Genomic DNA, 26,495 nt, shown 5'->3' on the forward strand with positions numbered 1-26,495 from the left:
GGTGGCTCCTGTCTTCAGTAAGGGTTGAGTTTATTGCGGTGCGGTGGCCTGGAAACTGGGCAAGGCCTGCATACGCTTCCACCACTCGGCGAAACCGTCAACGGCAAATACTTGCCCTGCATCCGGCGTCATGGCGATGTAGGCGCAGCCCGGAGCCAGGTAGAAGTCACCGAAGCTCGGTGCGAGGCCGGCGATATACGGATCATCGCCCTTTATCTTCATCAGTTCACGCAATACGCGCTTGGAATTTTCGATGCCTTTGCGGCGGGAGTCTTCATTCTGCCCGCCAATAAAGTCCGGAAACAGGTGATAGCCGAACACCGAAACCAGCGAACCGTAGCCATAGGAATCATAAATGCCCATGGCCATGTGGCTGCGCGCACGGTCGTGGGCGTTGTCCGGGGTCAGCGACGGGCCGGGCAGGACTTCATCCAGATAGGCCATGATCGCCGCTGTTTCAATGATCCGGAAACCATCGTGATCGATCACCGGCACCTTGCCGAAAGGGTGGCGGGCCAGGTGTTCCGGCAGGTGCGGTTCGCCTTTGATGACGTTGACCTGCACCTGATCGAAATCCGCGCCTTTTTCCTCCAGCAGCATCTTCACCGTGCGTACATAACTGCTGCCGTCAAAACCGTAGAGAGTGAGGCTCATGACGATCGCTCCGTTTTTATAGAGTGTGGGACGTTTTCGAGACACTGACGTTTCAGCGGTTGTGACGACGCCAGAAGAATCGAGCCAGCAAGGCATCCAGACTGAGCTTGCCTGCGCCGCAGAGCAACAGTGGCATCAGGGCGGCGAGGTAGATCAGCGGCAGTTTGAAGTTACCGTGCCCTTTGTTACTGATGGCGTAGCCCTGGGCGAGTTCACTCAATGTAGACCAATCGGCCGGCCAGTGGACAGCGGCGGTCGCGACCACAGTGACGACGATCAGGATCACCGTCGAGATCCGCGTGCCCAGGCCCACCAGCAGCGCGAGGGCGCAGATCAGCTCGGCCCACATCGACAATTCCCAGTTCAGCGTGGCGGGTACGTGGTTGAACGGAAACGGGAACGCATCCTGGATGTCGGCGAACCAGTTCTGGCCGTTCCATTTCTCCAGGCCCGACTCGAAAAACTCCCAGGCGAGGAAAATGCGCAGGGTCAACGGGGCAATCCAGCTGCCGGCACGGTCGAGGTTCAGGTGCAGGCCTTTGACGGCCGAAGAAAGTGAAGTGTTCATGGGCTTGATCTCCGTTGAGGGTTTTGATCGGCTGGGCCAATCGACCGGGTCATTTGATCAAGTGGGTGTATCTGCGGTGTGTCGCGGGGGCGGGGTTTTGAAGCGTTGGTGTGTCTGGGGCGGGGCTGTACACATTCCGATACATAGCCAGACAAAAAATCGCCAAACAACAAAAATCCCCTTGTGGGAGCGAGCCTGCTCGCGAAGGGGACCTGTCAGTCGAAGTTGATGTAACTGACAGTCCGCTTTCGCGAGCAGGCTCGCTCCCACAGGGGATCTGGGTGGACTCAGGAATAGGCAACCCGCTGACTACGCTTGTTCTTCACCGCCCACTTACCCATCAACCGCACCGCAATCGCTGCGCACATCATCCCGAACGGCAGCACATACCAGGCACTCATCGGAATTCGCTTGAAGTTGGAATAGGTAAACACCGCCGCAATCACCCACATACCCGTCACGTGCAGGGCTTTCCAGGCTTTGGCGCCGATCAGCCGCGTGGTGGTTTTAAACGAAGTAATCGCCATCAGCAAAATGAACAGATAACCCACCGAGCCCGGAATGTTGCCCACGGTGGTACGCCCCGGCCAAAACTCGGGATTCAACTGCCCATAGCTATAAATCAGCACCGCATGCACCAGATGGGAAAAGGCAAACGCCAGGCCGATAAACCGCCGCTCGCGCACCAGAGATTTAGTGAACGGCGAGGGCACCAGCACGGCGAAGGCCGACGCGAGGAACGCCGCGAGAAACAGTGCAAACGAGGTCCGGGCCGTGGCGCGGATGGCGCTGCGGGTGGCTTCCACCAGATCCGGGTTGAGCACCAGGATCAGGCCGGTCATCAGCAGCACCAGCAAGGACAGCAGGCCGAACAGCGACCAACCGTGATAACGCGCAATTGAGGTATTCATGACAACGCTCCGGAACAAGGGCCGACCAGGGTCAGCAGACAACCGCAGTGTCCCCGCGCGGTGTGTTGGCGATATGTCCCGATAGCCTCTTGATGTATCAGGACGGGCCCCAGATACATTCCTCTACAAAACTGTGATCCGTCCCGGACCAGCGGCGTCTAGCGACTGTGTCCCCGCAAACCCATGGGGCGAGACTTCGGAACCCGGCATGCAAGCGCTGTTGAACGAGATCCTTGACGCAGTTCGTCCCCTGATCGGCCAGGGCAAGGTGGCTGACTACATTCCCGCCCTCGGCACCGTGCCGGCCAACCAGTTGGGCATCGCCGTGTATGGCAATGACGGCGAGTTGTATTGTGCTGGCGACGCCGAAACGCTGTTCTCGGTACAGAGTATTTCCAAGGTATTCAGCCTGGTGCAGGCCATCGACCACTCCGGCGAAGCGATCTGGGAACGCCTGGGCCACGAGCCGTCCGGCCAGCCGTTCAACTCGTTGGTGCAACTGGAATTCGAGCGCGGCCGCCCGCGCAATCCGTTCATCAACGCCGGGGCGCTGGTGATCTGCGACATCAACCAGTCGCGCTTCGCCGCGCCGGCCCTGTCGATGCGCGATTTTGTCCGGCGCCTGTCGGGCAACCCGCAAGTGATGGTGGACGGCAAAGTCGCCGAATCCGAATACCAGCACCGCGCGCGCAACGCCGCCATGGCTTACCTGATGCAATCCTTCGGCAATTTCCACAACGACGTCGAAGCCGTGTTGCGCAGCTATTTCAGCCACTGCGCCCTGCGCATGAGTTGCATCGATCTGGCTCGCGCCTTCTGCTTCCTGGCCAACGATGGTTTCTGCAAACACAGCGGCGAACAAATCCTTACCGCGCGCCAGACCCAGCAAGTCAACTCGATCATGGCCACCAGCGGCCTCTACGACGAGGCGGGCAACTTCGCCTACCGCGTCGGCCTGCCGGGCAAGAGTGGCGTCGGCGGCGGGATTGTGGCGGTGGTGCCGGGACAGTTCACGGTGTGCGTCTGGTCGCCGGAATTGAACGCGGCCGGCAACTCCCTGGCGGGCATGGCGGCGCTGGAGTTGTTGAGCCAGCGGATCGGCTGGTCGGTGTTCTGATCCGACGCGGTCTACCGGTCTTTCGCCGGATTGGATCTTTTACCGTGCGCCGTTCGTTCGTATCGTCCGCGCTTTGACGCTTTGCGTCGGGCGGGCAGGGGAAACGGATGAATTTCGGATGGCGCAAGAAACCGGTGGCACAGAGCGTTGAACCCCAGGCGATGGTCGTGCAGCCCGTGGTCGATGAAGCAGCGCTGGCGGCGCATGCGGCAGACCGGCGCGATCGCGATTTCTTTCGCGGCCTGGCGCAACACCTGCTGACCTGCGGCAACTCGCTGTCGCCGGTCAGCGAATCCTTTTCGATGCTCAACCATCGCCTCAAACTCAATCACGAGCGGGCCGAAACCGTGGCCCGCGCCGCCGTGGACAACCGCGAGCGCGTCGGCCATCTGCAAGAACAGTCGCGGGTCATGGAAGCGGGGCTTGAAGCGCTGGAAGGAGTGATCACGCACCTGGTCGGTCGCGCCAGCGAGATTGACCGCATCGTGGACCTGATCAGCGACATCGCGCGCAAGACCAACCTGCTGGCCCTGAACGCTGCCATCGAAGCCGCGCGTGCCGGGGAAACCGGGCGCGGGTTTGCCGTGGTCGCCAGCGAAGTGCGCTTGCTGGCGGAGAAAACCGCCGAGGCGACCCAGGAGATCGTCAAGGAAACCTCGGCCATCCAGCAGCAAATCAGCGAGGCCAAACTGGCGATCTCGCAACAGAGTCAGGTGTCGAGCGCGTTCGGCGCGGTGATCGATCAAACCGCCGACACCATGGCCGGCATGTACGGCGAAGCGCAGCAGATGCAGCGGGAAATCGACCAGTCGCACCTGCTGTCCAACGTCGAACTGGCCAACCTGCAAGAACTGACGCTCAAGGTCACCGTCTACGACCGCTTGCTCAATCCCAAGCCGCTTTCGCCATTGAGGCTACCGGATGAAACCGAGTGCATGTTCGGCCAGTGGTACTACGGCGAGCAGAACCAGAACCAACAGCGCGACGCCGATTTTCGCCGCATGGAAGTCCCCCATCGACTGGTTCACAGCAGCGGCCAGGCAGCGCTGGAAGCCCATGCCCGTGGCGAACTGGATGTAACGCTCAATCACGTCGGGCAGATGGAAGAAGCCAACGCCGCGGTGATGCGCACGGTCAAGGGACTGCTGCATTCGCGCCTGCAATCACCCGCCTGAGGCGTGACGCTTGGCGGGTTTTGCTATACATTTTTCCGCCCGCCCCCCTGCATGGTGAAACCGCTTCATGTCCCTGATGCTCGAACGTCTCGTCGCTGGCACTCCGATCCCTTTCGCTGGTAACCGCGTCACTGTGGTCAGCCCCGAACTGGCGGCGCGTTTTCAGCCCGGTGACCATCTGCTGGTGGAGCAGGTCAGCGGCGAGTTGTTGTTGATTCCAGTGGTGGATCAGCAAGCGGCAACCGTGGCGATCGAGCGCGCACAAGCGGCGTTCAGCGCGATGTCGGCGGTGTCCGATGAAGCCATCAGCGAGTTCTTCGACGTGTTTGCCCTGCGTCTGGAAACCGCCGAAACCTGGGCCTTGATCGAAGCCGCCAACCTGGCCGACATCGAGCGCGCCAAGGCTCGAGGGCGTTCCACCACGCGGTTGCTCGCCGATGAGCGCATGCGTCGCGACATGATCGCCGGCCTGCGGGCCTGGCGTGATGCGCCGGCCACTCGCGGCAAAGTGATCAGCTGCGTCGAGCATGACGGCTGGAAAGTCGAGCAAGTGGTGTCGCCGCTGGGCATCGTCGCTTTCGTCTTCGAAGGCCGGCCGAATGTGTTTGCCGACGCCGCCGGTGTATTGCGTACCGGCAACACTGCGGTGCTGCGGATTGGCAGCGATGCATTGGGCACCGCCCAAGCTATTGTCGAGCACGCCTTGAATCCGGCACTGGCCGATGCCGGGTTGCCGACTGGTGCGGTGTCGCTGGTGGAAAGCGTCAATCACGCTGCCGGTTGGGCGATGTTTGCCGATCGGCGTCTGTCGCTGGCCGTGGCCCGGGGTTCGGGGCGCGCGGTCAGTCAACTGGGCAGCATCGCCCAACAGGCTGGCACTGCCGTTAGCCTGCACGGCACTGGCGGCGCCTGGTTGATCGCTGATAAAGACGCCGACGCCACGCGGTTTGCCGCCGTAGTACGCAATTCCCTGGACCGCAAAGTCTGCAACACCCTGAACGTTTGCCTGATCCAGCGCGAGCGCGCCGCTGAACTGGTGCCGCTGTTTCTCGACGCCTTGCAACAGGTTGGCACCGCACGGGGCCAGGGCTGCAAATTGCACATCGTCGAAGGCAGCGAATCGTATTTGCCGAGTGACTGGCAGGGCGCCACGGTCGAGGTTTATCGCGCCGAAGGCTACGTCACCGAAGCCTTGGCCGAGCCGCTGGCGGAAGCTCAATTGGGCCGCGAGTGGGAGTGGGAAGAAACCCCGGAAGTCAGTCTGAAGATCGTTGACGACTTGGATCAAGCGATCGCGCTGTTCAATCTCTATAGTCCGCAGTTCACCGTGTCGCTGATCAGCGAAGCGGCTGAGGCGCATGAACGTTTCTACAACGCGGTGAATGCGCCGTTTGTCGGCAACGGCATCACCCGTTGGGTCGACGGCCAGTACGCGCTGAACAAGCCGGAACTGGGGCTTTCGAACTGGGAAAGCGGTCGTCTGTTCGCTCGCAGCGCGATTCTCTCGGGCGATGGCGTGTTCACCGTTCGCAGCCGCATGACCCAAGTGGATTTGTCGGTCAAACGCTGAGCCCTTGGGAGCGCACTATACTTATCGGGTGTCTGTGTTTGTGTAATGGAGGTTTTCACCATGAAACTTCATTCCTTTGAGCATTACTCCCATGACCTGGCCATGGCCGCCCGCGACTCATGGACGACCGCGAGGGTGAAGTCGGCCCTGACCCGGGCCGACCCCAACTTTGGCCTGCACATCCATGTCAAAACCCATGGCGGCGCGGTAGCGCTGAGCGGCATGGTCGATACCCACCGCCAGTGTGACCAGGCGGTTGAAGTGGCCCGTTCGGTCCAGGGTGTCGTCGATGTCGAGGCCAGTGCCTTGCGCACTCATGTGTTCAAGCCTGGCAGTTCTGACGATCAATAACCCTGGTGATCAGCGGGAGAACTTTCGCGCTCCGGCCACACAGAGGATCACCGCCACGGTGACCCCCAGCATCCCCAGGCTGACCTGCTCGTGCAGCAGCGTGGCCGCCAGCGCCAGGCCAAAGAACGGTTGCAGTAACTGAAGCTGGCCCACGGCGGCAATCCCGCCTTGGGCCAGTCCGCGATACCAGAACACGAAACCGATCAGCATGCTGAACAGCGACACATACGCCAGGCTCAGCCAGGCCGGCGTGCTGACTGTCGAAAATGAAGCGGGCAAGCGATACCAGGTCAGCGCCGCCATCACCGGCAGCGATACCAGCAACGCCCAGCAAATCACCTGCCAGCCGCCCAGCGTCCGGGACAGTTTCGCCCCCTCGGCATAACCGAGCCCGCACACCACCACCGCCAACAGCATCAGCAGATCGCCGGTGGGCGAGGCGGTAAGTCCTTGGGAAACGGCAAATCCCACTACCAGCAAACTGCCGAGAATCGAGAACAGCCAGAACGCCGGTTTTGGCCGCTCGCCACCGCGCAACACGCCGAACACGGCGGTCGCCAGTGGCAGCAGACCGATGAAGACGATGGAGTGTGCGGACGTTACGTATTGCAGGGCCAACGCGGTCAACAACGGGAACCCGACGACCACGCCCAGCGCGACAACGATCAGCGGCACAAGCTGATGCCGGGCAGGGCGCTTTTCCTTGAACAGCCATAGCAGGCACAGCGCGAGAATCCCGGCGATGGTCGCCCGGGCCACGGTCAGGAACACCGGGTCGAACTCCAGCACCGCCAACCGCGTGGCAGGCAGCGAACCGCTGAAGATCACCACGCCGATCAGTCCATTGATCCAGCCGCGAGTGCTGGTTTCCAGCGGCGGGTTATTCAGCTTCGAGGTACGTTCCATGGCGGGTCTCGTCAGGTCGGGTTGCTTTCAGCGCATCCTATGACCGAAGATCAAGACAATCAAAAAATTGTCATGGATACATTCCCGATGCCACGCTCCCGGTACAAGTCGTTGGTGGACACCTTTGCCGCCGATATCCGTTCAGGCCGTTTGCCGCCGGGCACGCGTTTGCCGACTCATCGGCAGTTGGCGACCACGGAAGGCCTGGCGCTGGTCACGGCCAGTCGGGTCTATGCCGAGCTGGAAGCCATGGGCCTGGTCAGTGGCGAAACCGGGCGCGGCACCTTTGTCCGCGAGACTTCGCTGCCACCCAGCCTGGGCGTGCACCAGCCCAGTGTGGTCGCGGGGATGCGAGATCTGAATTTCAACTATCCGGCGTTGCCGGGGCAGGCCGATCTGTTGCGCATGGCCTTGCGCCAACTGGCGCTGTCCGGGGACCTGGAATCCCATTTGCGCTACCAGCCCCACGCCGGACGCCTGCATGAGCGGGCCTCGGTGGCACGGCATCTGCTGACACGCGGGTTGAGCGTGGCGGCCGAACAAGTGGTGATCGTCAGCGGCGCCCAGCACGGGTTGGCGGTGACGATGATGGCGCTGCTGCAACCCGGTGACGTGATCGCCGCCGATGCGCTGACCTATCCGGGGTTCAAGGTGCTGGCCGAGACGCTGCACCTGGAAGTGGTGCCGATTCCCGTGACGGAGACCGGGCCTGATCTCGAAGCGCTGGAAAAACTCTGCCGAAGCCGTTCGGTGCGTGCCGTCTACAGCATGCCGACTTTGCACAATCCGTTGGGCTGCGTGATGGCTGCCGATCAACGCGAGCAACTGGTATCGATTGCGCGAAAGCATGATTTGCTGATCATCGAGGACGCGGCCTACGCGTTCCTGGCTGAAGCGCCGCCACCACCGTTGGCGGAATGGGCGCCCGAAAGGACGGTGTACGTTTCCGGATTATCCAAGAGCATCGCTACTGGATTGCGCGTCGGTTTTGTTGCCGCGCCGTTGGCCATGGTTCCGGCGCTGGAGCGCACGATCAGGGCCACTACCTGGAACACCCCCGGCGTGATGACGGCGATTGCCACCGCCTGGCTCGACGACGGCACCGTCATGTTGCTGGAAGCGCAAAAACGAACGGATGCCCAGGCCCGGCAGGCAGTGGTCGACGAGGTGTTGGTGGGCTTGCACTACGTGCGTCATCCCGCGTCCTACTTTGTCTGGCTGCCCTTGTCGGAAGAGGCCAGGGCGGATCAGATTGCCGTGGCATTGCTGCATGAGCAGGTGTCGGTGTCCACCGCCGAACCGTTTGCCACGTCGGTCCATGTCCCCCATGCGATCCGGTTGGCGCTTGGCTCGGTGGACATGGATTCGCTTCGCCAAGCGCTGTTGAAAGTGAAGCAGGTGGTGGGGGCTTACTTTTAGCTTTCAGGCGACTTGTGCAGCCTTGGCATACACCGCGCAGGTGGTCGGGTGCTCGACCAAAGAGACGAAGCTGCGGCTGTCCGCATCCAGCGCATCGATCGAACCGGTCTCGATGTCGTACACCCAGCCATGCAGGTTCAACTGACCTTTTTCCTGGGCCAGACGCACACTCGGGTGAGTCTGGATATTCGCCAGTTGCGCGATCACGTTCTCACGCACCATCGAACTGACCTTGGCCGCTTCACTGGCGTGAGGCCGGGATTCGTTAATCACCTTGGCCGACTCGGCGTGTTGCAACCAGCCGCTGACGGCGGGCAGGTGATCCATGCATTTGCACTTGGCCACGGCGGTCATCGCGCCGCAGTCGGAGTGGCCGCAGATCACGATGTCGGTGACGCCCAACACGGCAACCGCATATTCGACCGTGGCCGAGACACCACCCGGATGCGGGCTGTAGGACGGCACGATATTGCCGGCGTTACGGATCACAAACAGCTCGCCGGGCTCTTGCTGGGTCAACAATTCCGGCACGACGCGGCTGTCGGAGCAGGTGATGAACAACGTGCCGGGGTGCTGAGTGGTGGCCAGGTGTTTGAACAGGTCGGTGCGTTGTGGAAAGGCTTCTTTCTGGAACTTCAAAAAACCGTCGATGAGCGCTTTCATGGTTGCTTCCTCATAAGTGATGAACAGTGGCGGCTCAGTTCGAGCAACCGGTGCCGAATTCGCTGTATTGCAAGATGTGCGTTGCGCCTTTGGAGTCGAGGTAGGTCATCTCCACCGGCGCCGGGCCGCAGACATCGGCGACCGGGGTGATATTGACGACCTGGGCGATGTCCAGGTCCATGCCGTATTGGTAGGCGACGGCGCTGTCCTGGGCTTGAGCCTGGGTCGCCAAACCGGCGATCAGCGACAGAGCGAACAGAATTTTTTGCATGGGGCGTCCTCCAGTCGAAAGTGGTGATCCGTGATTTTTTGGGGGGAGGCCCGCCGGTAAAGCGCGGGCCAGTCTGGGTTTAGAAAGGACGCAGTGGCAGAAACTTGCCGTCCAGGGTGATCACGGCGCGGGAGCCGCCTTCCGGGTCTTCAACTTTCTTCATGTCCAGCTTGAAGTTGATCGCGCTGATGATGCCGTCGCCGAACTGCTCGTGAACCAGGGCTTTGAGCGTGGTGCCGTAGATCTGGATCATTTCGTGGAAGCGGTAGATGGTCGGGTCGGTCGGCACACCCGACAGGCTGCCGCGCAGCGGGATGATTTGCAGACGGGCGATGCTGTCGGCGTCCAGCTCCAGCTTGTCGCCGACCACTTTGGCGGCGGCTTCCGGCAATGGGTGTTGGCCGAGCAGGGCAGCGGTGACATAGGCCAGGCTCAGGCCAGTGCCATCGCTCAGGTCCTGCCAGGACAGGTTTTTGCGCGCCTTGGCGTCGAGGATCGAAGTGGTCAGGGCCAGACTCTGATCGTTGTAAGCGTGGGACTGTTGCATGGTGTGACTCCTTTATCGGATTGGGTTGTTGCTGTGTGTGGAGCAATCTTCTGCCGATTGATCCATAGCGTCCAAGACCGATATACAATGCCTAGCATAAGCACAGCCTATAGATGGTGTTCCGATGCTGCTCCGACACTTGCGTTACCTGATCGCGGTCGCCGACCACGGCGGCTTCACCCGCGCCGCCGAAGCGCTGCACGTCTCCCAGCCGACCCTGTCCCAGCAGATCCGGCAATTGGAGGAGACTCTCGGCGTGAGCCTGTTCGACCGCACTTCGCGCACGGTCAAGCCCACCGATGCCGGCGAGGCCTACATCGAGTGCGCCCGACGGGTGCTGGTGGAACTGGAGGCGGGCAAGCGTGCGTTGCACGACGTGAAGGACTTGTCCCGCGGCACCTTGCGCTTGGCGATGACGCCGACCTTCATGGCGTACCTGGTGGGGCCGCTGGTGCGTGACTACGTGGCGCGCTTTCCGAACATCCACCTGGAGATTTTCGAGTTGTCCATGGATGACATCGAAGCCGGGCTGGCGGACGACTCACTGGACATCGCCATTGCTTTTACGCCGGTGAGAAACCCGGAAATCGAGTGCATCCCGGCGTTCGTCGAGACGCTGGGGGTGATGGTCGGGCGTGATCATCCGCTGTACGAAAGCCAGGCCACGCTGACGCCAAGCGAAGTGGCGCAACTGGAATTCGCGTTGCTGGCGCCGGAGTTCATTACCCGGTCGTCCATCGACGAATACTTCCGCCAGCAAGGCATCACGCCCAAAGTGGTGATCGAGGTGAACTCGGTGAGCACACTGCTGGAGGTGATTCGGCATACGGCGGTCGCGACGATTTTGCCGGAGGCGATTGCGACTGAAGATCGAGCGTTGCGCAAGATTGCGGTGGCGGGTGAGGCGCCGCAGCGGGGGGCGGCTTTGCTACGGCGCCGGAATAACTACCACAGCGCGGCGGCGTTGGCGTTTGTGGAGTTGGTGTTGGGCAGCGATTTGTCTTAATCACCACAAGTCCCCTGTGGGAGCGGGCTTGCTCGCGAAGGCGGTGTGTCAGTCGACATAACGGCTGGCTGACACGACGCCTTCGCGAGCAAGCCCGCTCCCACAGGGATTTAGGTGTTTATTAGTCTTGTGTGAAAACCCAGGCATAAAAAAGGGTCTGCTCCTTGATGGGAGCAGACCCTTTTTTTCAGTCTTGTTTAGTAGAACCGATCAATCACCCGAACTTCGTTCTGGTTCTGCATCGATGCCCACGCCTGTTTCAGAGTTTGCAGAACATTACCGATGAAGTCCTTGTCGGCGGCGGCTTTCTTGCCGACATAACCCTGGCCGCGACGGTACATCTTCAGGCGGGCCAACAGGTTCTGGTTGTTCTTGTCGAACTCTTCTTCGTGAGCATGGGGCGACAGGCAGTCCATGTGCACCTGGCCCGACTTGCTGATCCACAGGATATGGCTGTCGTGGCTGTCTTTTTGCGCAGCGAACATACGAGCCAGTTCATCGATAGTGGGTTGATTGTTCAAATTCATAATTAAGCCCCTTGACCATTTGGTGATCTTTCAAAGTTGATTCGCTAATACAGGTAGCCCATCGGTTAGTTGATCCCTGGCACCGAAACCAGGACGTCAGCGGTCAGCCGCCAAATCGACGGGGTCTCGCGTCTGTTGCATGTAGTCGTGTTGAATAACTGCTACGCAATAGCGTCACAACGAAGAGAAGCGGCGAAAACCTGGAGGCCACTGCCGACGTTTTCAGGGTCGGCCACAAGCTTCATGAGAACGTTTCGCCAGCGCTTCTCGTCCTTGTACTGGACGTTCGGGCCAGGTCAGCTTCTTCAATCTGCCTTGTGGGCAGCGTGTATCCGGGAAAAACAGCTCGGCGGTCAGACGAGCTTGCTCAAACATGTTGCCTGTACTCCCGATCGGGGAGACGTCTGCATCATGCAAGGGCAAATCGATGGCGTCAACGGTTATGTAGTGATTATTTTTAGTCACTACATATTGTCGGACAAAGTGGTTTTGGAATTAGGAAAGGTCGCCCGGAGGGCTGTGGCGGGGGCTTTTGAAGCAGTAGGACGTGCACGGATAGCCGTCCACCTCCAGTTGATGCGTTGTGTATTCTCCCTGGGTCAGAACCGGGATCACACACGCCCAGAACCGCTGCGCAGGCTGGTTCGCATCGAGGTGGAAAATTTGCCATTGACCGGGCAATCGGCTCAAGAGGGCAGAGACGACAAACTTCGCGACGCCTTGGCCACGAAAGCGTCGGCTGACAAAAAAGTAGCCGATGTTGAACTCGGCGCCAGCAACGTGGATATCACCGTCGACGGTCACAAATCCGGCCAGTTCGCCATCGACCTTGATCAAGAACGGGCGCGTGGCCGGTTGCTGCCAGTAGCCCGGTTTAGGCTGGATGTTGAATAAACCCTGCTCGCCCAGTTTCAACGGCAACCATTCGCTGAAGTCGTACACGTAGAACTGCATCAGGTTTTCAATGGTTTCCAGCTCATCGCGATGGGCGGCATGCAATTCGATTCGAGACATGGCGGGAGCGCTCTGGTAAGGCCTGATAGTTGTAGCAGCTGCCGAGGCACGAGGCTGCGTTCGGCTGCGAAGCAGTCGTAGAACCTGAGCTCGTGGTCTTCCTCAAGCACCGCGTCGGCTGATTACACGACTGCTGCGCAGCCGAACGCAGCCTCGTGCCTCGGCAGCTGCTACAGAGCCGGGCGCAGGCTGCTACAGATTCTCAGTGGGGCGCGAAGTCGTACTTGCCGCCGGTTTTCAAAGCCGCAGCGTAAGCCGGACGCGCCTGGAAGCGTTCGACCCAGGCAGCGATATGAGGATAGTCACGCAACTTGCCCTGGGCCCTGGCGATCTCGCCGATAAAGCTCATCTGGATATCGGCGGCGCTGAATTCATCGCCCAACAGGTAATCGGACTGGCTCAATGCGGTGTTGAGGTAGCTCAAGTAATTGGCCACTTCCGAGTTGATTCGCGGATGCAGCGGCGCGCCGGCTTCACCCAACTTGCCCACATACAGATTCAACATCAGCGGCAGCATCGCCGAGCCTTCGGCGAAGTGCAGCCACTGCACGTATTGATCGTAGGCGGTGGTGGACGGATCAGGTTGCAGGCGACCCTGGCCGTGGCGGCGAATCAGGTAGTCGATGATTGCGGCGGACTCGATCAGCTTCTGTGCGCCGTCCTCGATTACCGGCGATTTGCCCAAGGCATCGATGGCTTTCAATTCCGGTGGCGCGAGGTTGGTTTTCGGGTCGCGCTGATAGAGCTTGAGTTCGTAAGGGATGGCCAGTTCTTCCAGCAGCCAGAGAATGCGCTGGGAGCGGGAGTTGTTCAGGTGATGGACGATGATCATGGTCGGGGCCTTTTCAGAAAGTGGGGCGATCGCCGGGCTTGAGCAACACTAGACCATTCGGGACTTCACGAAGTGCCATCAAGCTTTGCTCGCCGGTTTTGCGGCGCGTTTAGTGCCGGTCGCGGGTTTGCGCGGGGCGGACTTGCGTTTTTTCTTCCACGGCGTGGCGCCGCGACTGGCCGGGCTCGCCGGCCCGCTGATGGTCATGTTCATCCCCGCACAACGGGCGACTTGCTTGCTCATCCACGCCGCTTGTTTGGTGACGAATTCTTCCAGGCTCATTTCGCCGCTTTGCACCATGTCCAGCGCCTGTTCCCAGATCGCGGTGGTTCCCGGATCGGCGATGGCTCGCGGTACGGCGTCGATCAGGCTGAACGCAGCCGGCGTTGCGGCCAGGGCCTTGCCGTTCTTCACCAGGTAACCCCGGTCGAGCAGGCCCTGGATGATCGAGGCGCGGGTCGCTTCGGTGCCGATCCCGGTGGTGTCCTTGAGCTTCTGCTTGAGCAGCGGGTCTTCCACCAGTTTGGCGACGTTCTTCATCGCCTTAATCAGATCGCCCTCGGTGAACGGCTTGGGTGGTTGGGTCCAGAGGTCCTTGAGCTTGACGTCGGCCACGGCGCAATCGCGTCCTTCGGCCAACGCAGGCAGAGTTTGCGGCGCTGGCGCCTCACGGCCCTTGGCCGGTGCGAGGGCTTCGGGCAGGGCACGCTTCCAACCGGGTTCGACGATCTGTTTGCCCACGGCGCGCAGGGCTTCTCCGGCACAGTCGAAGTCGGCCTGGGTGCGGTCGTATTCATGGTTGGGCAGGAACTGCGCCAGATAGCGCGCACGGATCAGGGTGTAGACCGCCCGTTGCTTGCCCACCAACCGTTCGAGATTCTTCGCTGCTGCGGTGGGGATGATGCCGTGGTGAGCGCTGACCTTGGCATCGTTCCACGCTCGTGAGCGTCGCTGAGGTTCCAGGTGCTCGTTCAAGGCGTTCAGGCTCGGATCGGCCTGGCGCAATGCGGCGAGAATGCCTGGGGCTTCGCTGTGCTGGCTCAGGGGCAGGTAGCCGCAATCGCTGCGCGGGTAGGTGATGACTTTGTGGGTTTCATAGAGGGCCTGGGCGATATCGAGGGTTTCCTGGGCGCCGAGGCCGAGTTTCTTCGAACAGACTTCCTGCAAGGTGCCCAGGTCGAACGGCAGCGGCGCGATTTCACGCATGCGTTCGGTGCGCAGCTTGATCACCCGGGCGCTCGTCGCGCTGCTCATTGCCGCCGCCGCTTGCTGCGCCAGGGCCTGATTCAGACAGCGATCCTGATCGTCGCAAACATCGGACGCCGCACGCCACTGCGCGGTGAATGCCGTGCCGTCATGCAGTAGCTGCACGTCGATGGCCCAGTAGGCGACGGGGACGAAATCGGCAATGCTGCGATCCCGATCCACCACCAGCCGCAAGGTCGGCGTTTGCACGCGACCCACCGGCAACACCCCTTGGTAACCGGACTGGCGCCCGAGCAGGGTGAACAACCGACTCATGTTCATCCCGATCAGCCAGTCGGCCCGGGAACGGCCCAGCGCCGAGTGGTAGAGGCTGAATGTCTCGGCACCCGGCTTGAGCGCCGCCAGGGCCTTGCGGATCGAGGCATCGTCCAGCGCCGACAGCCACAGCCGCCGGATCGGCCCGCGATAACGGCAATGCTCCACCAGTTCCCGGGCGATCATCTCGCCTTCGCGGTCGGCGTCCGTGGCGATCACCAGTTCACTGGCCTCGCCGAGCAAGCGCTTGACCGCTTTGTATTGGCTGGCGGTGCGAGGCTTGACGGTCATCTTCCATTTGTCGGGGATGATCGGCAGGTCTGCCAGCACCCAGCGCTTGTAGCGTGCGTCGTAGGCATCCGGCGGCGCGGTTTCCAGCAAATGGCCGATGCACCAGGTCACCGTGACGTTCGTTCCCAGCCAGCAACCGTCGCCCCGACGCTTGGCGCCGAGCACTGCCGCGATGTCTTTGGCCTGGGAAGGTTTTTCACAGAGGTACAGCTGCATAACCACCATCGTTCAAGTCGGTTTGAAGAAGGTGAACAGAATGCGCAGGGATTTTGATTGGAGCAACCTTTATCTGTATGGATATACAGATAAAAGGTTGCCGATGATGACTGAGGATCAGGCCGAGGCTTCCGAACCTGCAATCGCTTTCCATCCCGCCAGCGGCGTCAGGAAGTGCAGTTCGAAGCGGCGTTCGTTAAAGGCCCAGAGACCGTCCCGATGTTCGAACCGGTCGTGGTAGAGGCCACTGATTTGCACCTGGCCCATATCGCCGTGATTCAGTGTGGGAGCGGGCTTGCTCGCGAAGGCGGAGTGTCAGACGACATCATTTTTGAATGGGCCGGCCTCTTCGCGAGCAAGCCCGCTCCCATAAGGGAATTGTGGTGGTTCACAAATCCCTGATTCACCTCAGGACAACCGTGGGTGTCAGTCGACGATGAACAATCTGGCGCCAGTGGACGTTGAGGACCGATGCGCTTCAGCATTGTCCGCGACCTGGTAACTCATGCCGGGTTTGAGCACGAATTGGCGGCCATCGTCCAACTCGGTGTGCAGTTCCCCTTCAAGGCAAAACAACACATGGCCCTTGGAGCACCAGTGATCGGCCAGGTAGCCCGGTGTGTATTCGACGATACGCACCCGAATCGCCCCGAACTGTTGCGTGCGCCACAGAGCGCTGCCGGTTTCTCCCGGGTGTTCGGTGGGTTCGATGTGAGTCCAGTCGGTGGTGCCAAAGGGGATGCCTGCAATGTCCATTTTGCTCTCCTGGGTGTGATTCTTGCCGAAGCGATGGGGCGGCACTGTAGCGGAAGGTGGCAGGTCAGGAAATGGCTCAATGCGATGACACAAACACCGAATCCTGCATCGGTGGTGGCAAGGCAAACGCGTCTTTCATCCGCGCCACTTCATCGGTGGGCGTCCTGCCAAATAATCGTTTGAACTCGCGGCTGAATTGCGAGCCGCTTTCATAGCCGACTTCGGAGGCCGCCATCGCCACGCTGTAACCATTGCGCGCCATCAACAGCCGGGCCTGGTGCAGGCGGGTGGATTTCAGGTACTGCATCGGCGAGGTGTGGGTAATGGCTTTGAAGTGTGTGTGAAAGGTCGGCACGCTCATGTTCGCCTCCGAGGCCAGTTGTTCGACGTCGAGCCGTTCGCCAAGGCTGGCGTGGATTTTCCGCAGGGCCAGGGAGATTCGGCCGAAGCGGCCACGGGCGGTGAGGGCGGCGCGCATCGAGCCGCCCTGGGCGCCGGTCAGGATCCGATAGTAAATTTCCCGCACCAGCGACGGCCCAAGAATGCGGCTATCCAGCGGCGAGTCGAGGGCTTCCAGCAAACGCAGCACGGATTGGCTCAAGGGCGGCTCCATCGGCGAGGCGTACATGCCCTTGGGCTCGGCGGTGTGCGGGTCGTCGAGTTGCAGCATCAGGTCGGCGGCGAGATTGAAGTCCAAATGAAAGTAGATCGCCAACAGCGGTTCCTCGGCGCTGGCGTCGGTTTCCATGGTGAACGGCACGGGCACGGCAACGGCCAGATAATGTTGGGCGTCGTAGAGGTAAGTCGCGTCGCCCCAATACCCCCGCTTGCTGCCCTGGCAGACGATGACGATGCCCGGATCGTAGAGCACCGGCGTGCGCGTCAGCGGACGGTTGCAGCGCAATAAACGGACATCCGGCAGTGCCGTCAGGTTGTAACCCTCGTCCGGGGCGAGCTTCGTCAGCAACGTGATCATTCGTCGCTGGTCATCGTTTTGATCAACCTGTGCCGCGCTCACATTTATTCCTCGTGCGATATCACTAGCTCGAATGTGAACCGCCGTACGCGGTAAATCAATCAGCTCATAGGATTAGGCAAAACACCCACAGTAATCGGCGTTCAGCCATCAAGGCTGCCTCCCTATCATGGCTACAACTTCACAACCCACGGCGGAACGCGACCATGACGACGAAAAAGACCCTCTTCATCACCGGCGTCAGCAGCGGCTTCGGCCGGGCCCTGGCCAACGAAGCCCTGGCCGCAGGCCACCGAGTGATCGGCACCGTGCGCAACGAAACCGCCCGCATCGAATTTGAACAGCACCCTTCGAAAAACGCCTTCGGTCGCTGCCTCGACGTCACCGACTTCGGCGCCATCGATGCCGTCGTCGCCGAGGTTGAAAGCACCTTCGGGCCGGTGGATGTGTTGGTCAACAACGCCGGTTATGGCCATGAAGGGATTTTCGAGGAGTCGGCTCTGGAAGAGATGCGCCAGCAGTTCGACGTCAACGTGTTCGGCGCGGTGGCCGTGACCAAGGCGTTCGTGCCTTTTTTCCGCCAGCGTCGGGCCGGGCATATCATCAACATCACCTCCATGGGCGGCTTTATCACCATGCCCGGCATCGCCTATTACTGCGGCAGCAAGTTCGCCCTGGAAGGCATTTCCGACACCTTGAGCAAGGAACTCAAACCGTTTGGCATTGCCGTCACCGCTGTGGCACCGGGCTCGTTTCGCACCGACTGGGCCGGGCGCTCGATGCGCCGCTCCGAGCGCAGCATCGCCGACTATGACGCGACCTTCGACCCGATCCGCACGGCGCGCCAGAACAAAAGCGGCAAGCAGTTGGGCGACCCGGTGAAAGCTGCGCGCGCCATGCTCACCTTGATCGCCAGCGACTCACCACCTGCGCATTTGTTGCTAGGCAGCGATGCCCTGCAACTGGTACGCGAACGCTTGGTGGCCATGACGCAGGAGCTTGAAGCGTGGGAGGCGGTCACGCGATCCACCGACGGTTGAGCCGAAGTGCTATCGAGAAATTGATTAGCGCCACGTTTCAAGCTGTGTCAGTTTCACCGCGCCTGCAATGGGGCGAGTGACAGGACAATCTCGCCAAGGGATCGTCGTGGTCTGTCGGAAACTGACTACTTTGAACAAGGACGTAAACAATGTCTCAAGCAAAATCCCGGGCCAGTGACGCCTACTCGACGGTCGACACTTTCAGCCACTTGTACGACCGTGGCGGCAGCGCACTGGTGAACGGCAAGCCGTCGTTCACCGCTGATCAGGCGGCGGACCAGATCCTGCGCAAAGGCGCGTCCTGGCATGACCAGAATGCCGACGGCAAGATCGATCTCAGCTACACCTTTCTGACGTCAAAGCCAGCGAACTACAACCCGGCCCTCGGTACGTTCAGCGAGTTCAGCGCCCAGCAAAAAGCCCAGGCCGTGCTGTCGATGCAATCCTGGTCGGACGTGGCCAAGGTCACCTTCACCGAAGGCGCTGGCGGCGACGGTCACATGACCTTCGGCAACTACAGCAACAACACCGGCGGCGCGGCGTTCGCTTACCTGCCACAGGGCAGCCAGTACGATGGCCAGTCCTGGTACATGATCAACGACCAATACCTGGTCAACAAAACCCCGGACACCAATAACTACGGGCGCCAGACACTGACCCACGAAATCGGCCACACCCTGGGCCTGTCGCACCCTGGCGTGTACAACGCCGGCAACGGCAACCCGACCTACAACGACGTGACCTACGCCCAGGACACCCGTGGCTACAGCCTCATGAGCTACTGGAGCGAAAGCAATACGCACCAGAACTTCAGCAAGGACGGCAGCGTTGCCTACGCCTCTGCGCCGTTGCTGGACGACATCGTCGCGGTGCAGAAACTCTACGGCGCCAACCTCGAAACCCGCGCCAGCGACTCGGTTTATGGCTTCAATTCCAACGCCGAACGGGACTTCTACAGCGCCACCTCGGCCGCCTCGAAAGTGGTGTTTTCTGTGTGGGACGGCGGTGGTAACGACACCCTGGACTTCTCCGGTTTCAGCCAGAACCAGAAGATCAACCTCAACGCAGGTTCGTTCTCCGATGTTGGCGGTCTCGTCGGCAACGTCTCCATCGCCCATGGCGTGACCCTGGAAAACGCGGTCGGCGGTTCGGGCAATGACTTGGTGATCGGCAACGCGGTGGCGAACAGTCTGGAAGGCGGGGCCGGCAACGACATCCTCTACGGTGCCGGTGGCGGTGATTCGTTGTGGGGCGGGGCGGGGGCAGACACCTTCGTGTTTGGCGCGGCCAGCGATTCGACCATGACCGCACCGGACTGGATCATGGATTTCACCAGCGGCCAGGACAAGATCGACCTGTCGGGCATCGCCGAATTTGCTTCGGGCGCGGCGACGCTGAACTTCGTTGGCGGTTTTACCGGGCATGCCGGCGACGCGATCCTCACGTATTTTGCGCAGACCAACCAGACCAGTCTGATGGTGGATTTGACCGGGCATGGAGCGGTGGATTTTGCGGTGGGGACGGTGGGGCAGGCGGCGGCGACGGATATCGTCGCTTGATTTGAAAAAAGGCTAGATCAAAAGATCGCAGGCTTCGGCAGCTCCTACAGGTGTACGCGTTCCCCTGTAGGAGCTGCCGAAGCCTGCGATCTTTTGATTTTGTGGCGAGGGAGCTTGCTCCCGTTCGGCTGCGAAGCAGTCGCAAAGTCCAAACATGCGTTATACCTGACAGTCGTGGTCACAGATTTTTGAAAGCTGCCGCACACCGCGTTTTCGTTCATCGCGAGCAAGCTTTGCTCCTACAGGTCCATCACCGTCATGAGGAACGTTTTCCATGAAAAGCTCCGGTCCCAGTCCTGTCATCACCATCGCCGAGCAACCCGGTTGCCTGCTGGTGAAGTTCCACGGTATCCAGGTGGCCGCCTCCGCGCGGTCGCTGGTGCTGCTGGAGGCCAACTATCCTCCGGTGTATTACGTCCCGCGCGAAGACATCGACGAAAAGTATTTTGCCCGCACCGATCACACCAGTTATTGCCCTTACAAGGGCGATGCCAGTTATTTCAGTTTGCAGATTCCGGGGCACGAAGGCGCCAACGCGGTGTGGAGTTATGAGAATCCGAAGGTGTCTGTGGAGCAGATTCGTAACTATGTGGCTTTTTATCCGGATCAAGTGAAGTTCGAGATCATCGAAAATTTTGAGTGATTGTGGCGCTGACCCTGTGGCGAGGGAGCTTGCTTGTGGCGAGGGGGCTTGCCCCCGATGGACTGCGCAGCAGTCCCGTTATTTTGGGGCTGCTTCGCAACCCATCGGGGGCAAGCCCCCTCGCCACAAAGGTTGGCTTCAGTTTTTATACATATTTACCAACGTCGATTCATCAATCTGCCCAATCGACGTCACCCCGGTCAACGTCATGGCTACGCGCATTTCCTTGGCGAAAATATCCAGCATATTCTCCACCCCACGCTGACCATCGGCCGCCAACGCATAAGCCATGGAGCGCCCCAGCAATACACCTTTCGCCCCCAGCGCCAGCATCCGCACCACATCCAGCCCCGAGCGAATCCCCGAGTCCACCAGCACGGTCAGGTCATTGCCCACGGCCTGCATGATCGGCGGCAACGCTTTGGTCGTCGACAGCACGCCATCCAGTTGTCGCCCGCCGTGGTTCGACACGACAATGCCGTCCGCGCCAAAGCTCACTGCATCCTTGGCATCCTGCGGGTCGAGAATCCCTTTGATGATCATCGGGCCTTTCCAGAACTCACGAATCCACTCCAGATCGCTCCAACTGATCGACGGGTCGAAGTTATTGGCCAGCCAGCCCATGTAGTCTTCGAGGGTCACGGCTTTGCCCAGGTACTTCGAGATATTGCCCAGATCGTGGGGACGTCCCATTAAGCCAACGTTGAACGCCCAGTCAGGTTTGGTCATCGCCTGCAACATTCGTCGCGACGAAGCGAACGGGCCGGACATCCCCGAGTGTGCATCCCGGTAGCGCGCGCCAGGCGTGGGCATGTCCACGGTAAACACCAGGTTCTTCACCCCGGCGGCCTTCGCCCGTTCCAGGGCGTTTTTCATGAAGCCCCGGTCTTTCAGCACATACAGCTGAAACCAGATGGATTGTTGGCTGTGCGCCGTGACTTCCTCGATCGAACACACCGACACCGTGGACAGACACAGCGGGATGCCTTTGTTCTCCGCTGCTTTGACTGCCTGCACTTCACCGCGCCGGGCGAACATGCCCGTCAGGCCCACCGGCGCCAGAATGATCGGCATTGAAAGCGGTTGATCGAAGAGGGTGGTTTCCAGGCTCAGGGTTTCGACGTTTTTCAGAATGCGCTGACGCAGGCTGATGCCGGTCAGGTCGGCGCTGTTGGCCCGCAACGTATGCTCGGCATACGCGCCGCCATCAATGTAATCGAACAGGAATCGGGGAAGTTTGCGACGTGCCGCCTCGCGATAGTCGGATGCAGATGAAATGATCATGGTGCCTCGGTCTGTGGGATGGCGGGGCTGAAGAGTTCATCGAGCTTAACGAAATACAAGGGGTTACGGGAAATGCCGATCAAGCGCAAAAACTGTGGGAGCGAGCTTGCTCGCGATGGCGGACTGGCAGGCGACATACCTGCTGAATGTTAAACCGCTATCGCGAGCAAGCTCGCTCCCACAGGATTGTAGAGACCCGCATTACCGGGTGTTTATTGCCATGGACATTCAGTTTTTATCCAGATCCACGTTCTTCGTCTCGCGCAAGCAGATCAACCCCACGATCAAACTCACCCCGGTAATCACCACCGGGTACCACAGCCCATAAAAGATGTCCCCGGTGTACACCACCAACGCAAACGACACCGTCGGCAGGAACCCGCCGAACCAGCCATTGCCGATGTGGTAGGGCAGGGACATCGAGGTGTAGCGGATGCGCGTCGGGAACAGTTCGACCATCAGCGCGGCCAGCGGGCCGTAGCACATGGCGGAAATGATGATCAGCGCGACGATCAGCGCCACGATCATCGGTTTGTTGATCAATTGGGTATCGGCTTGGGACGGATAACCCGCCAAAGTGATCGCGCCGCGCAGGGCTGATTCGTCGTAGCCATCGATTTTCACGTCGCCGACGCTGACCTGCACGCCTGCGCCCGCCGGGGCGGCGGCGCTGGTGTAAGGCAGGCCCTGTTTGACCAGGAAGGTCTTGACCTTGTCGCACGGGCTATCAAATTTCGCCTTGCCCACCGGGTCGAACTGGAAGGTGCAGGTGGCCGGGTCGGCCAGGACAGTGATCGGCGCCTGTTGGCTGGCCTGGTCCACGGCCGGGTTGGCGTAGTGAGCCAGGCTCTTGAAGATCGGGAAGTACAGCGCGGTGGCCAGCAACAGGCCAATCATCAGCACCGGTTTGCGCCCGACCTTGTCCGACAGCCAGCCGAAAAAGATAAAGAACGGCGCGCCAATAATCACGCTGACGATCAGCAGGCTATTGGCCAGGGCCGGGTCCATTTTCAGGAACTGAGTGAGGAAAAACAGCACGTAAAACTGCGCGGCATAGAAGGTCACCGCTTGCCCGGCGTTGATGCTGAACAGGGCGATCAGTACGACTTTGAGGTTTTCCCATTTGCCGAAAGAGTCCCGCAGTGGCTGCTTGCACAGCTTGCCTTCTTCTTTCATTTTCACGAAGGCCGGCGACTCGTGCAGGCTCAAGCGAATCCAGGTCGAGATGCCCAGCAGCACGATGGAAAACAGAAACGGAATGCGCCAGCCCCAGACTTCAAACTGGTCACCGGTGAAGTAGCGGCAACCGAGCACCACCAGCAACGACAGCAGCAGGCCGAGGGTCGCGGTGGATTGAATCCAACTGGTGTGGAAGCCGCGCTTACCGATCGGCGCGTGTTCCGCCACGTAAGTCGCGGCGCCGCCGTACTCGCCACCGAGGGCCAGGCCCTGGAGCATGCGCAGCAGCACCAGGATGATCGGCGCAGCGATGCCGATGCTGGCGTAAGTCGGCAGCAACCCGACACAGAACGTCGCCAGGCCCATCAGGATAATGGTCGCGAGGAAGGTGTACTTGCGCCCGATCATGTCCCCCAACCGACCGAACACCAGCGCACCGAACGGCCGCACGATGAAGCCCGCAGCGAACGCCATGAGCGCGAAGATAAACGCCGTGGTGTCGTTGACCCCGGCAAAGAACTGCTTGCTGATTACCGCCGCGAGGGCGCCGTAAAGGAAAAAGTCATACCACTCGAACACCGTCCCCAGGGACGAGGCGAAGATGACTTTGCGGGTATCGCTGCTGGTGCCGGCGCTGCGCGTGGCTTCCAGGGGCTGAACGTGTTCTGACATATCGGTATCCCTCACAGTGATTGTTTTTGTTGTTCCACTGGTGTTGCGTGTCCGTGAATCAGATGAAAATCCCCTGTGGGCGCGGGCTTGCTCGCGAAAGCGGTGTGTCAGTCAACATGTCCGTTGACTGGCCGGGCGCCTTCGCGAGCAAGCCCGCTCCCACAGGGGTGATGTGTGCAGTAGGGTTCAGCATCAACTGCGCAGCCTTCTCGGCAATCATCAGCGTAGGCGAACACGTGTTGCCCGACGTGATACGCGGCATGATCGAGGCATCGGCAATGCGCAAGCCAGGAATGCCATGGACCTTGAGCTGTGCATCCACCACCGCATCCGCATCGTTGCCCATCCGGCAAGTACCCACCGGATGGAAAATCGTCGTGCCAATCCGCGCCGCCGCTTCGTGCAATTCTTCTTCACTCTGCAAACTGTCACCGGGCAAATACTCCACCGGTTTGAACGCCGCCAACGCCGGTGCTGCAACGATGCGCCGGGTCAAGCGAATGGCGTCCGCCGCCACCCGCAAATCCTCGGGATGGCTCAAATAATTAGGCTGAATCAGCGGCGCTTCCTGTGGATCGGTGCTACGAATTTCAATCCGCCCACGGCTCTGCGGCCGTAGGTCACACACCGACGCCGTGAACGCAGGGAAGGGGTGCAATGGCTCACCAAAGCGCTCCAGCGACAGCGGCTGCACGTGATATTCAAGATTCGCCGAAGCCTGCTCCGGCCCCGACCGTGCAAATGCCCCTAACTGACTCGGCGCCATGGACAACGGCCCGCTGCGGTCATACAGATAACGCAGGCCCATGCCCATCTTGCCCCACACCGTGCCGGCGATTTGATTGAGTGTGCGGGCGTTTTCCAGTTTGTAGATCAGCCGCAGTTGCAGGTGATCCTGCAGATTGCTGCCAACCCCCGGCAGCTCATGCACCACGCCGATTCCCAGGCGCTGCAACAGCGGACGCGGGCCAATCCCGGAGCGTTGCAGGATGCTTGGCGACCCGACGGAGCCGGCGCACAGGACGATTTCCTTGCGCGCCTTGAAGGATTTCGCCTGACCTTGCCAGCGGGTGAGGACCGCCGAAGCGCGGCCGTTTTCCAGCAACACGCGATCCACTTCAACGTCAGTCAACACCGTGAGATTGGCGCGATGGCGGATCGGTTTGAGAAACGCCTTGGCCGCATTCCAGCGAATCCCGGCCTTCTGATTGACCTGGAAATAACCGCAGCCTTCGTTATTGCCCTGGTTGAAGTCATCGATGCTGGCGATGCCGCTTTGCTCGGCAGCGCGCCGAAACGCATCCAGAATGGGCCATGACAGCCGCTGGCGCTCGACCCGCCATTCTCCGGCGGCGCCGTGGAATTCCGAGTCGCCGGCAAAGTGGTTTTCGCTTTGTTTGAATAGCGGGAACACGTCTTTCCAGGACCAGCCCGGATTGCCATCCGCCGCCCAGCCGTCGTAGTCGCCGGCCTGGCCGCGCATGTAGATCATGCCGTTGATCGAGGAACAACCGCCGAGCACTTTGCCTCGAGGGTAGCTCAGTGTTCGTCCTTGCAGACCGGCTTGGGCTTCGGTCTTGAAGCACCAATCGGTGCGCGGGTTGCCGATGCAGAACAGGTAACCCACGGGAATATGAATCCACGGATAGTTATCGCGGCCGCCGGCTTCCAGCAACAGCACCCGGTGTTGCGGGTTGGCCGACAATCGATTGGCCAGCAAACACCCGGCCGGCCCGGCGCCGACCACGATGTAGTCGTATTCATCGAGGGAAGTCTGCATCCCTGACCTCTAATTGTTTTTGTTGTTGGGCTTCATCCTAGTTGTTAGCTTTCGTATAAAGAATGTTAGTTTTTGCGCAGCCGCTGTGCGTTTTCAGACAGCTTAGCCCTAAGGAAGCCTGATGTTCGATTGGAATGACCTGCGGTTTTTTCTCGAATTGCAACGCAGCGGCCGCTTGCTCACCGCCGCCCGGCGCTTGAACACCACCCACGCCACCGTGGCCCGACACATCGAGGCCATCGAAAAAAGCCTCGGCACTGCGCTGTTCGTGCAGCATGCCCAGGGCTATCAAATGACACCGGCGGGAGAAGCGCTGCTTAAACACGCCGAAGCCATGGAAAACGTCGCGCTGCTGGCCCAGGAAGAAATCACCCAATCCACCGCGCCCCTGGGCAAAATCCGCGTCGGCGTCACCGAAGGCCTGGGCATCATGTTCCTCGCCAGTCGCATGAACGGCCTGTTCGAACGCTACCCCGGCCTCGAAGTGGAACTGGTCGCCGTGCCGCGCTTCGTCAGCATCCTCAACCGCGAAGCCGAAATCAGCATCCACCTCGAACGCCCGGCCGCCGACATGCTGGTCACGCGCAAACTCACCGACTATCGCCTGGCGCTCTACGCCAGCCAGGCCTACCTCGACAAGGCGCCACCCATCAACAGCCGCGAAGACCTCGGCCGCCATGCGTGGATCGGCTACGTCGATGATTTGCTGTTCAGCCAGGAACTGATGTTCCTCAACAACTTCTGCCGCAACCCCCAGGTCGTGTTCCACAGCACCAGCGTCATCGCCCAGCAACAAGCGGCGCGTTCGGGGTCGGGGATTGCGGTGTTGCCGTGTTACATGGCGAGTGCCGATCCGGAACTGGTGCCGTTGTTTCCGGATGAGAGCATTCAGCGCAGTTACTGGATCAGTACGCGGCGGGAGTTGCACAAGTCGGTGCGGTTGCGGGTGTTGTGGGATTACGTGGTGGAGTTGTGTGAGCGCGAGCAGGATCTGCTGCTGGGCCCAACTTAACCCGTCTACGCAATCCCTCTGTAGGAGCTGTCGAG

At 60.5% G+C, this 26,495-nt stretch carries 27 protein-coding genes and 1 pseudogene; 11 read left to right on the top strand and 17 right to left on the bottom strand.

The features are described 5' to 3' along the window. Positions 1-30 precede the first annotated feature (30 nt). The 3 genes from ACIQY3_RS08225 to ACIQY3_RS08235 form a co-directional block, all read right to left on the bottom strand. The gene (locus ACIQY3_RS08225) at positions 31-654 is read right to left on the bottom strand and encodes a glutathione S-transferase family protein (RefSeq protein ID WP_403018447.1); all 624 of its coding nucleotides are present in this window, start codon (positions 652-654) and stop codon (positions 31-33) included. A 52-nt stretch (positions 655-706) separates the two neighbouring features. Next, positions 707-1,222 (bottom strand): DoxX family protein, encoded by a 516-nt coding sequence (locus tag ACIQY3_RS08230; protein WP_403018448.1) that lies wholly within the window; start codon positions 1,220-1,222, stop codon positions 707-709. A 287-nt stretch (positions 1,223-1,509) separates the two neighbouring features. Further along, positions 1,510-2,133, bottom strand: coding sequence for a ferric reductase-like transmembrane domain-containing protein (locus tag ACIQY3_RS08235; protein WP_403018449.1), 624 nt, complete (start codon positions 2,131-2,133; stop codon positions 1,510-1,512). Positions 2,134-2,341: 208 nt separating this feature from the next. Here ACIQY3_RS08235 and glsB point away from each other — a divergent pair, with 208 nt between their 5' ends. From glsB to ACIQY3_RS08260, 5 genes and pseudogenes are all read left to right on the top strand, one after another. Continuing rightward, positions 2,342-3,250 (top strand): glutaminase B, encoded by a 909-nt coding sequence (gene glsB / locus ACIQY3_RS08240; RefSeq protein WP_054050381.1) that lies wholly within the window; start codon positions 2,342-2,344, stop codon positions 3,248-3,250. A 410-nt stretch (positions 3,251-3,660) separates the two neighbouring features. Next, positions 3,661-4,002: pseudogene (locus ACIQY3_RS08245) on the top strand (methyl-accepting chemotaxis protein); the annotation flags it as partial. Between the two features lie 36 nt (positions 4,003-4,038). Then, entirely contained in the window at positions 4,039-4,425 is a 387-nt protein-coding gene (locus ACIQY3_RS08250) for a CZB domain-containing protein (protein WP_403018767.1), read from the top strand. Positions 4,426-4,492: 67 nt separating this feature from the next. Further along, positions 4,493-5,995 carry an aldehyde dehydrogenase family protein gene (locus ACIQY3_RS08255; RefSeq protein WP_403018452.1) on the top strand — a complete coding sequence of 501 codons (1,503 nt, stop codon included), beginning with the start codon at positions 4,493-4,495 and terminating at the stop codon, positions 5,993-5,995. Between the two features lie 60 nt (positions 5,996-6,055). Further along, positions 6,056-6,346 carry a BON domain-containing protein gene (locus tag ACIQY3_RS08260; RefSeq protein WP_403018453.1) on the top strand — a complete coding sequence of 97 codons (291 nt, stop codon included), beginning with the start codon at positions 6,056-6,058 and terminating at the stop codon, positions 6,344-6,346. Positions 6,347-6,355: 9 nt separating this feature from the next. On the opposite strand, the gene ACIQY3_RS08265 is transcribed toward ACIQY3_RS08260, so the two are convergent. After that, the gene (locus tag ACIQY3_RS08265) at positions 6,356-7,252 is read right to left on the bottom strand and encodes a DMT family transporter (RefSeq protein WP_403018456.1); all 897 of its coding nucleotides are present in this window, start codon (positions 7,250-7,252) and stop codon (positions 6,356-6,358) included. Positions 7,253-7,339: 87 nt separating this feature from the next. On the opposite strand from ACIQY3_RS08265, the gene ACIQY3_RS08270 reads away from it, so the two are divergent. Then, the gene (locus ACIQY3_RS08270; protein ID WP_403018457.1) at positions 7,340-8,671 is read left to right on the top strand and encodes a PLP-dependent aminotransferase family protein; all 1,332 of its coding nucleotides are present in this window, start codon (positions 7,340-7,342) and stop codon (positions 8,669-8,671) included. Positions 8,672-8,674: 3 nt separating this feature from the next. Here ACIQY3_RS08270 and ACIQY3_RS08275 read toward each other — a convergent pair whose 3' ends face one another. From ACIQY3_RS08275 to cynS, 3 genes are all read right to left on the bottom strand, one after another. Next, positions 8,675-9,334, bottom strand: a complete 660-nt coding sequence (locus ACIQY3_RS08275) for a carbonic anhydrase (RefSeq protein WP_054614365.1) — start codon at positions 9,332-9,334, stop codon at positions 8,675-8,677. A 34-nt stretch (positions 9,335-9,368) separates the two neighbouring features. Then, positions 9,369-9,605, bottom strand: coding sequence for a DUF2790 domain-containing protein (locus ACIQY3_RS08280; RefSeq protein WP_403018459.1), 237 nt, complete (start codon positions 9,603-9,605; stop codon positions 9,369-9,371). 79 nt (positions 9,606-9,684) lie between these two features. Next, the gene (gene cynS, locus ACIQY3_RS08285; RefSeq protein ID WP_403018460.1) at positions 9,685-10,152 is read right to left on the bottom strand and encodes a cyanase; all 468 of its coding nucleotides are present in this window, start codon (positions 10,150-10,152) and stop codon (positions 9,685-9,687) included. A 124-nt stretch (positions 10,153-10,276) separates the two neighbouring features. Here cynS and cynR point away from each other — a divergent pair, with 124 nt between their 5' ends. Continuing rightward, complete coding sequence (gene cynR, locus ACIQY3_RS08290) at positions 10,277-11,158, top strand: transcriptional regulator CynR (protein WP_403018461.1); 882 nt, start codon at positions 10,277-10,279, stop codon at positions 11,156-11,158. Between the two features lie 197 nt (positions 11,159-11,355). Here the strand turns inward: cynR and ACIQY3_RS08295 are convergent, their stop codons facing one another. From ACIQY3_RS08295 to ACIQY3_RS08325, 7 genes are all read right to left on the bottom strand, one after another. After that, positions 11,356-11,685, bottom strand: a complete 330-nt coding sequence (locus ACIQY3_RS08295; protein WP_290029078.1) for a hypothetical protein — start codon at positions 11,683-11,685, stop codon at positions 11,356-11,358. 495 nt (positions 11,686-12,180) lie between these two features. Continuing rightward, a complete protein-coding gene (locus ACIQY3_RS08300; protein ID WP_403018462.1) occupies positions 12,181-12,699 on the bottom strand; it encodes a GNAT family N-acetyltransferase in 519 nt (172 codons plus the stop codon). 202 nt (positions 12,700-12,901) lie between these two features. After that, positions 12,902-13,531 (bottom strand): glutathione S-transferase family protein, encoded by a 630-nt coding sequence (locus ACIQY3_RS08305; RefSeq protein ID WP_403018463.1) that lies wholly within the window; start codon positions 13,529-13,531, stop codon positions 12,902-12,904. 78 nt (positions 13,532-13,609) lie between these two features. Beyond that, positions 13,610-15,559: a DNA topoisomerase III gene (locus tag ACIQY3_RS08310; RefSeq protein ID WP_403018464.1), complete on the bottom strand. Its 1,950-nt coding sequence runs from the start codon at positions 15,557-15,559 to the stop codon at positions 13,610-13,612. Positions 15,560-15,676: 117 nt separating this feature from the next. After that, positions 15,677-15,817, bottom strand: coding sequence for a hypothetical protein (locus ACIQY3_RS08315; protein WP_403018466.1), 141 nt, complete (start codon positions 15,815-15,817; stop codon positions 15,677-15,679). A 168-nt stretch (positions 15,818-15,985) separates the two neighbouring features. Then, positions 15,986-16,315 (bottom strand): DHCW motif cupin fold protein, encoded by a 330-nt coding sequence (locus tag ACIQY3_RS08320; protein ID WP_403018468.1) that lies wholly within the window; start codon positions 16,313-16,315, stop codon positions 15,986-15,988. Between the two features lie 76 nt (positions 16,316-16,391). Beyond that, positions 16,392-17,291 (bottom strand): AraC family transcriptional regulator N-terminal domain-containing protein, encoded by a 900-nt coding sequence (locus tag ACIQY3_RS08325; RefSeq protein ID WP_403018769.1) that lies wholly within the window; start codon positions 17,289-17,291, stop codon positions 16,392-16,394. A gap of 206 nt (positions 17,292-17,497) precedes the next feature. Between ACIQY3_RS08325 and ACIQY3_RS08330 the strand changes: the two genes are divergently transcribed. From ACIQY3_RS08330 to ACIQY3_RS08340, 3 genes are all read left to right on the top strand, one after another. Beyond that, complete coding sequence (locus ACIQY3_RS08330) at positions 17,498-18,331, top strand: oxidoreductase (RefSeq protein ID WP_403018470.1); 834 nt, start codon at positions 17,498-17,500, stop codon at positions 18,329-18,331. 149 nt (positions 18,332-18,480) lie between these two features. After that, entirely contained in the window at positions 18,481-19,890 is a 1,410-nt protein-coding gene (locus ACIQY3_RS08335; RefSeq protein ID WP_403018472.1) for a serralysin family metalloprotease, read from the top strand. Positions 19,891-20,164: 274 nt separating this feature from the next. Continuing rightward, positions 20,165-20,533, top strand: a complete 369-nt coding sequence (locus ACIQY3_RS08340; protein WP_054052884.1) for a DUF427 domain-containing protein — start codon at positions 20,165-20,167, stop codon at positions 20,531-20,533. Positions 20,534-20,671: 138 nt separating this feature from the next. Here ACIQY3_RS08340 and lldD read toward each other — a convergent pair whose 3' ends face one another. From lldD to ACIQY3_RS08355, 3 genes are all read right to left on the bottom strand, one after another. Then, positions 20,672-21,817 carry an FMN-dependent L-lactate dehydrogenase LldD gene (gene lldD, locus ACIQY3_RS08345; protein ID WP_403018473.1) on the bottom strand — a complete coding sequence of 382 codons (1,146 nt, stop codon included), beginning with the start codon at positions 21,815-21,817 and terminating at the stop codon, positions 20,672-20,674. Between the two features lie 228 nt (positions 21,818-22,045). After that, entirely contained in the window at positions 22,046-23,668 is a 1,623-nt protein-coding gene (locus tag ACIQY3_RS08350; protein ID WP_403018474.1) for an MFS transporter, read from the bottom strand. Between the two features lie 58 nt (positions 23,669-23,726). Then, on the bottom strand, positions 23,727-25,448 hold the full coding sequence (locus ACIQY3_RS08355) for a GMC family oxidoreductase (RefSeq protein WP_403018475.1): 1,722 nt from the start codon (positions 25,446-25,448) through the stop codon (positions 23,727-23,729). A gap of 121 nt (positions 25,449-25,569) precedes the next feature. Here ACIQY3_RS08355 and ACIQY3_RS08360 point away from each other — a divergent pair, with 121 nt between their 5' ends. After that, entirely contained in the window at positions 25,570-26,460 is an 891-nt protein-coding gene (locus tag ACIQY3_RS08360; protein ID WP_403018476.1) for a LysR family transcriptional regulator, read from the top strand. Positions 26,461-26,495: the final 35 nt, after the last annotated feature.

It is taken from the genome of Pseudomonas sp. NPDC096950 (genome assembly GCF_044762525.1).
In the GTDB taxonomy this organism is placed as follows: Bacteria; Pseudomonadota; Gammaproteobacteria; order Pseudomonadales; family Pseudomonadaceae; genus Aquipseudomonas.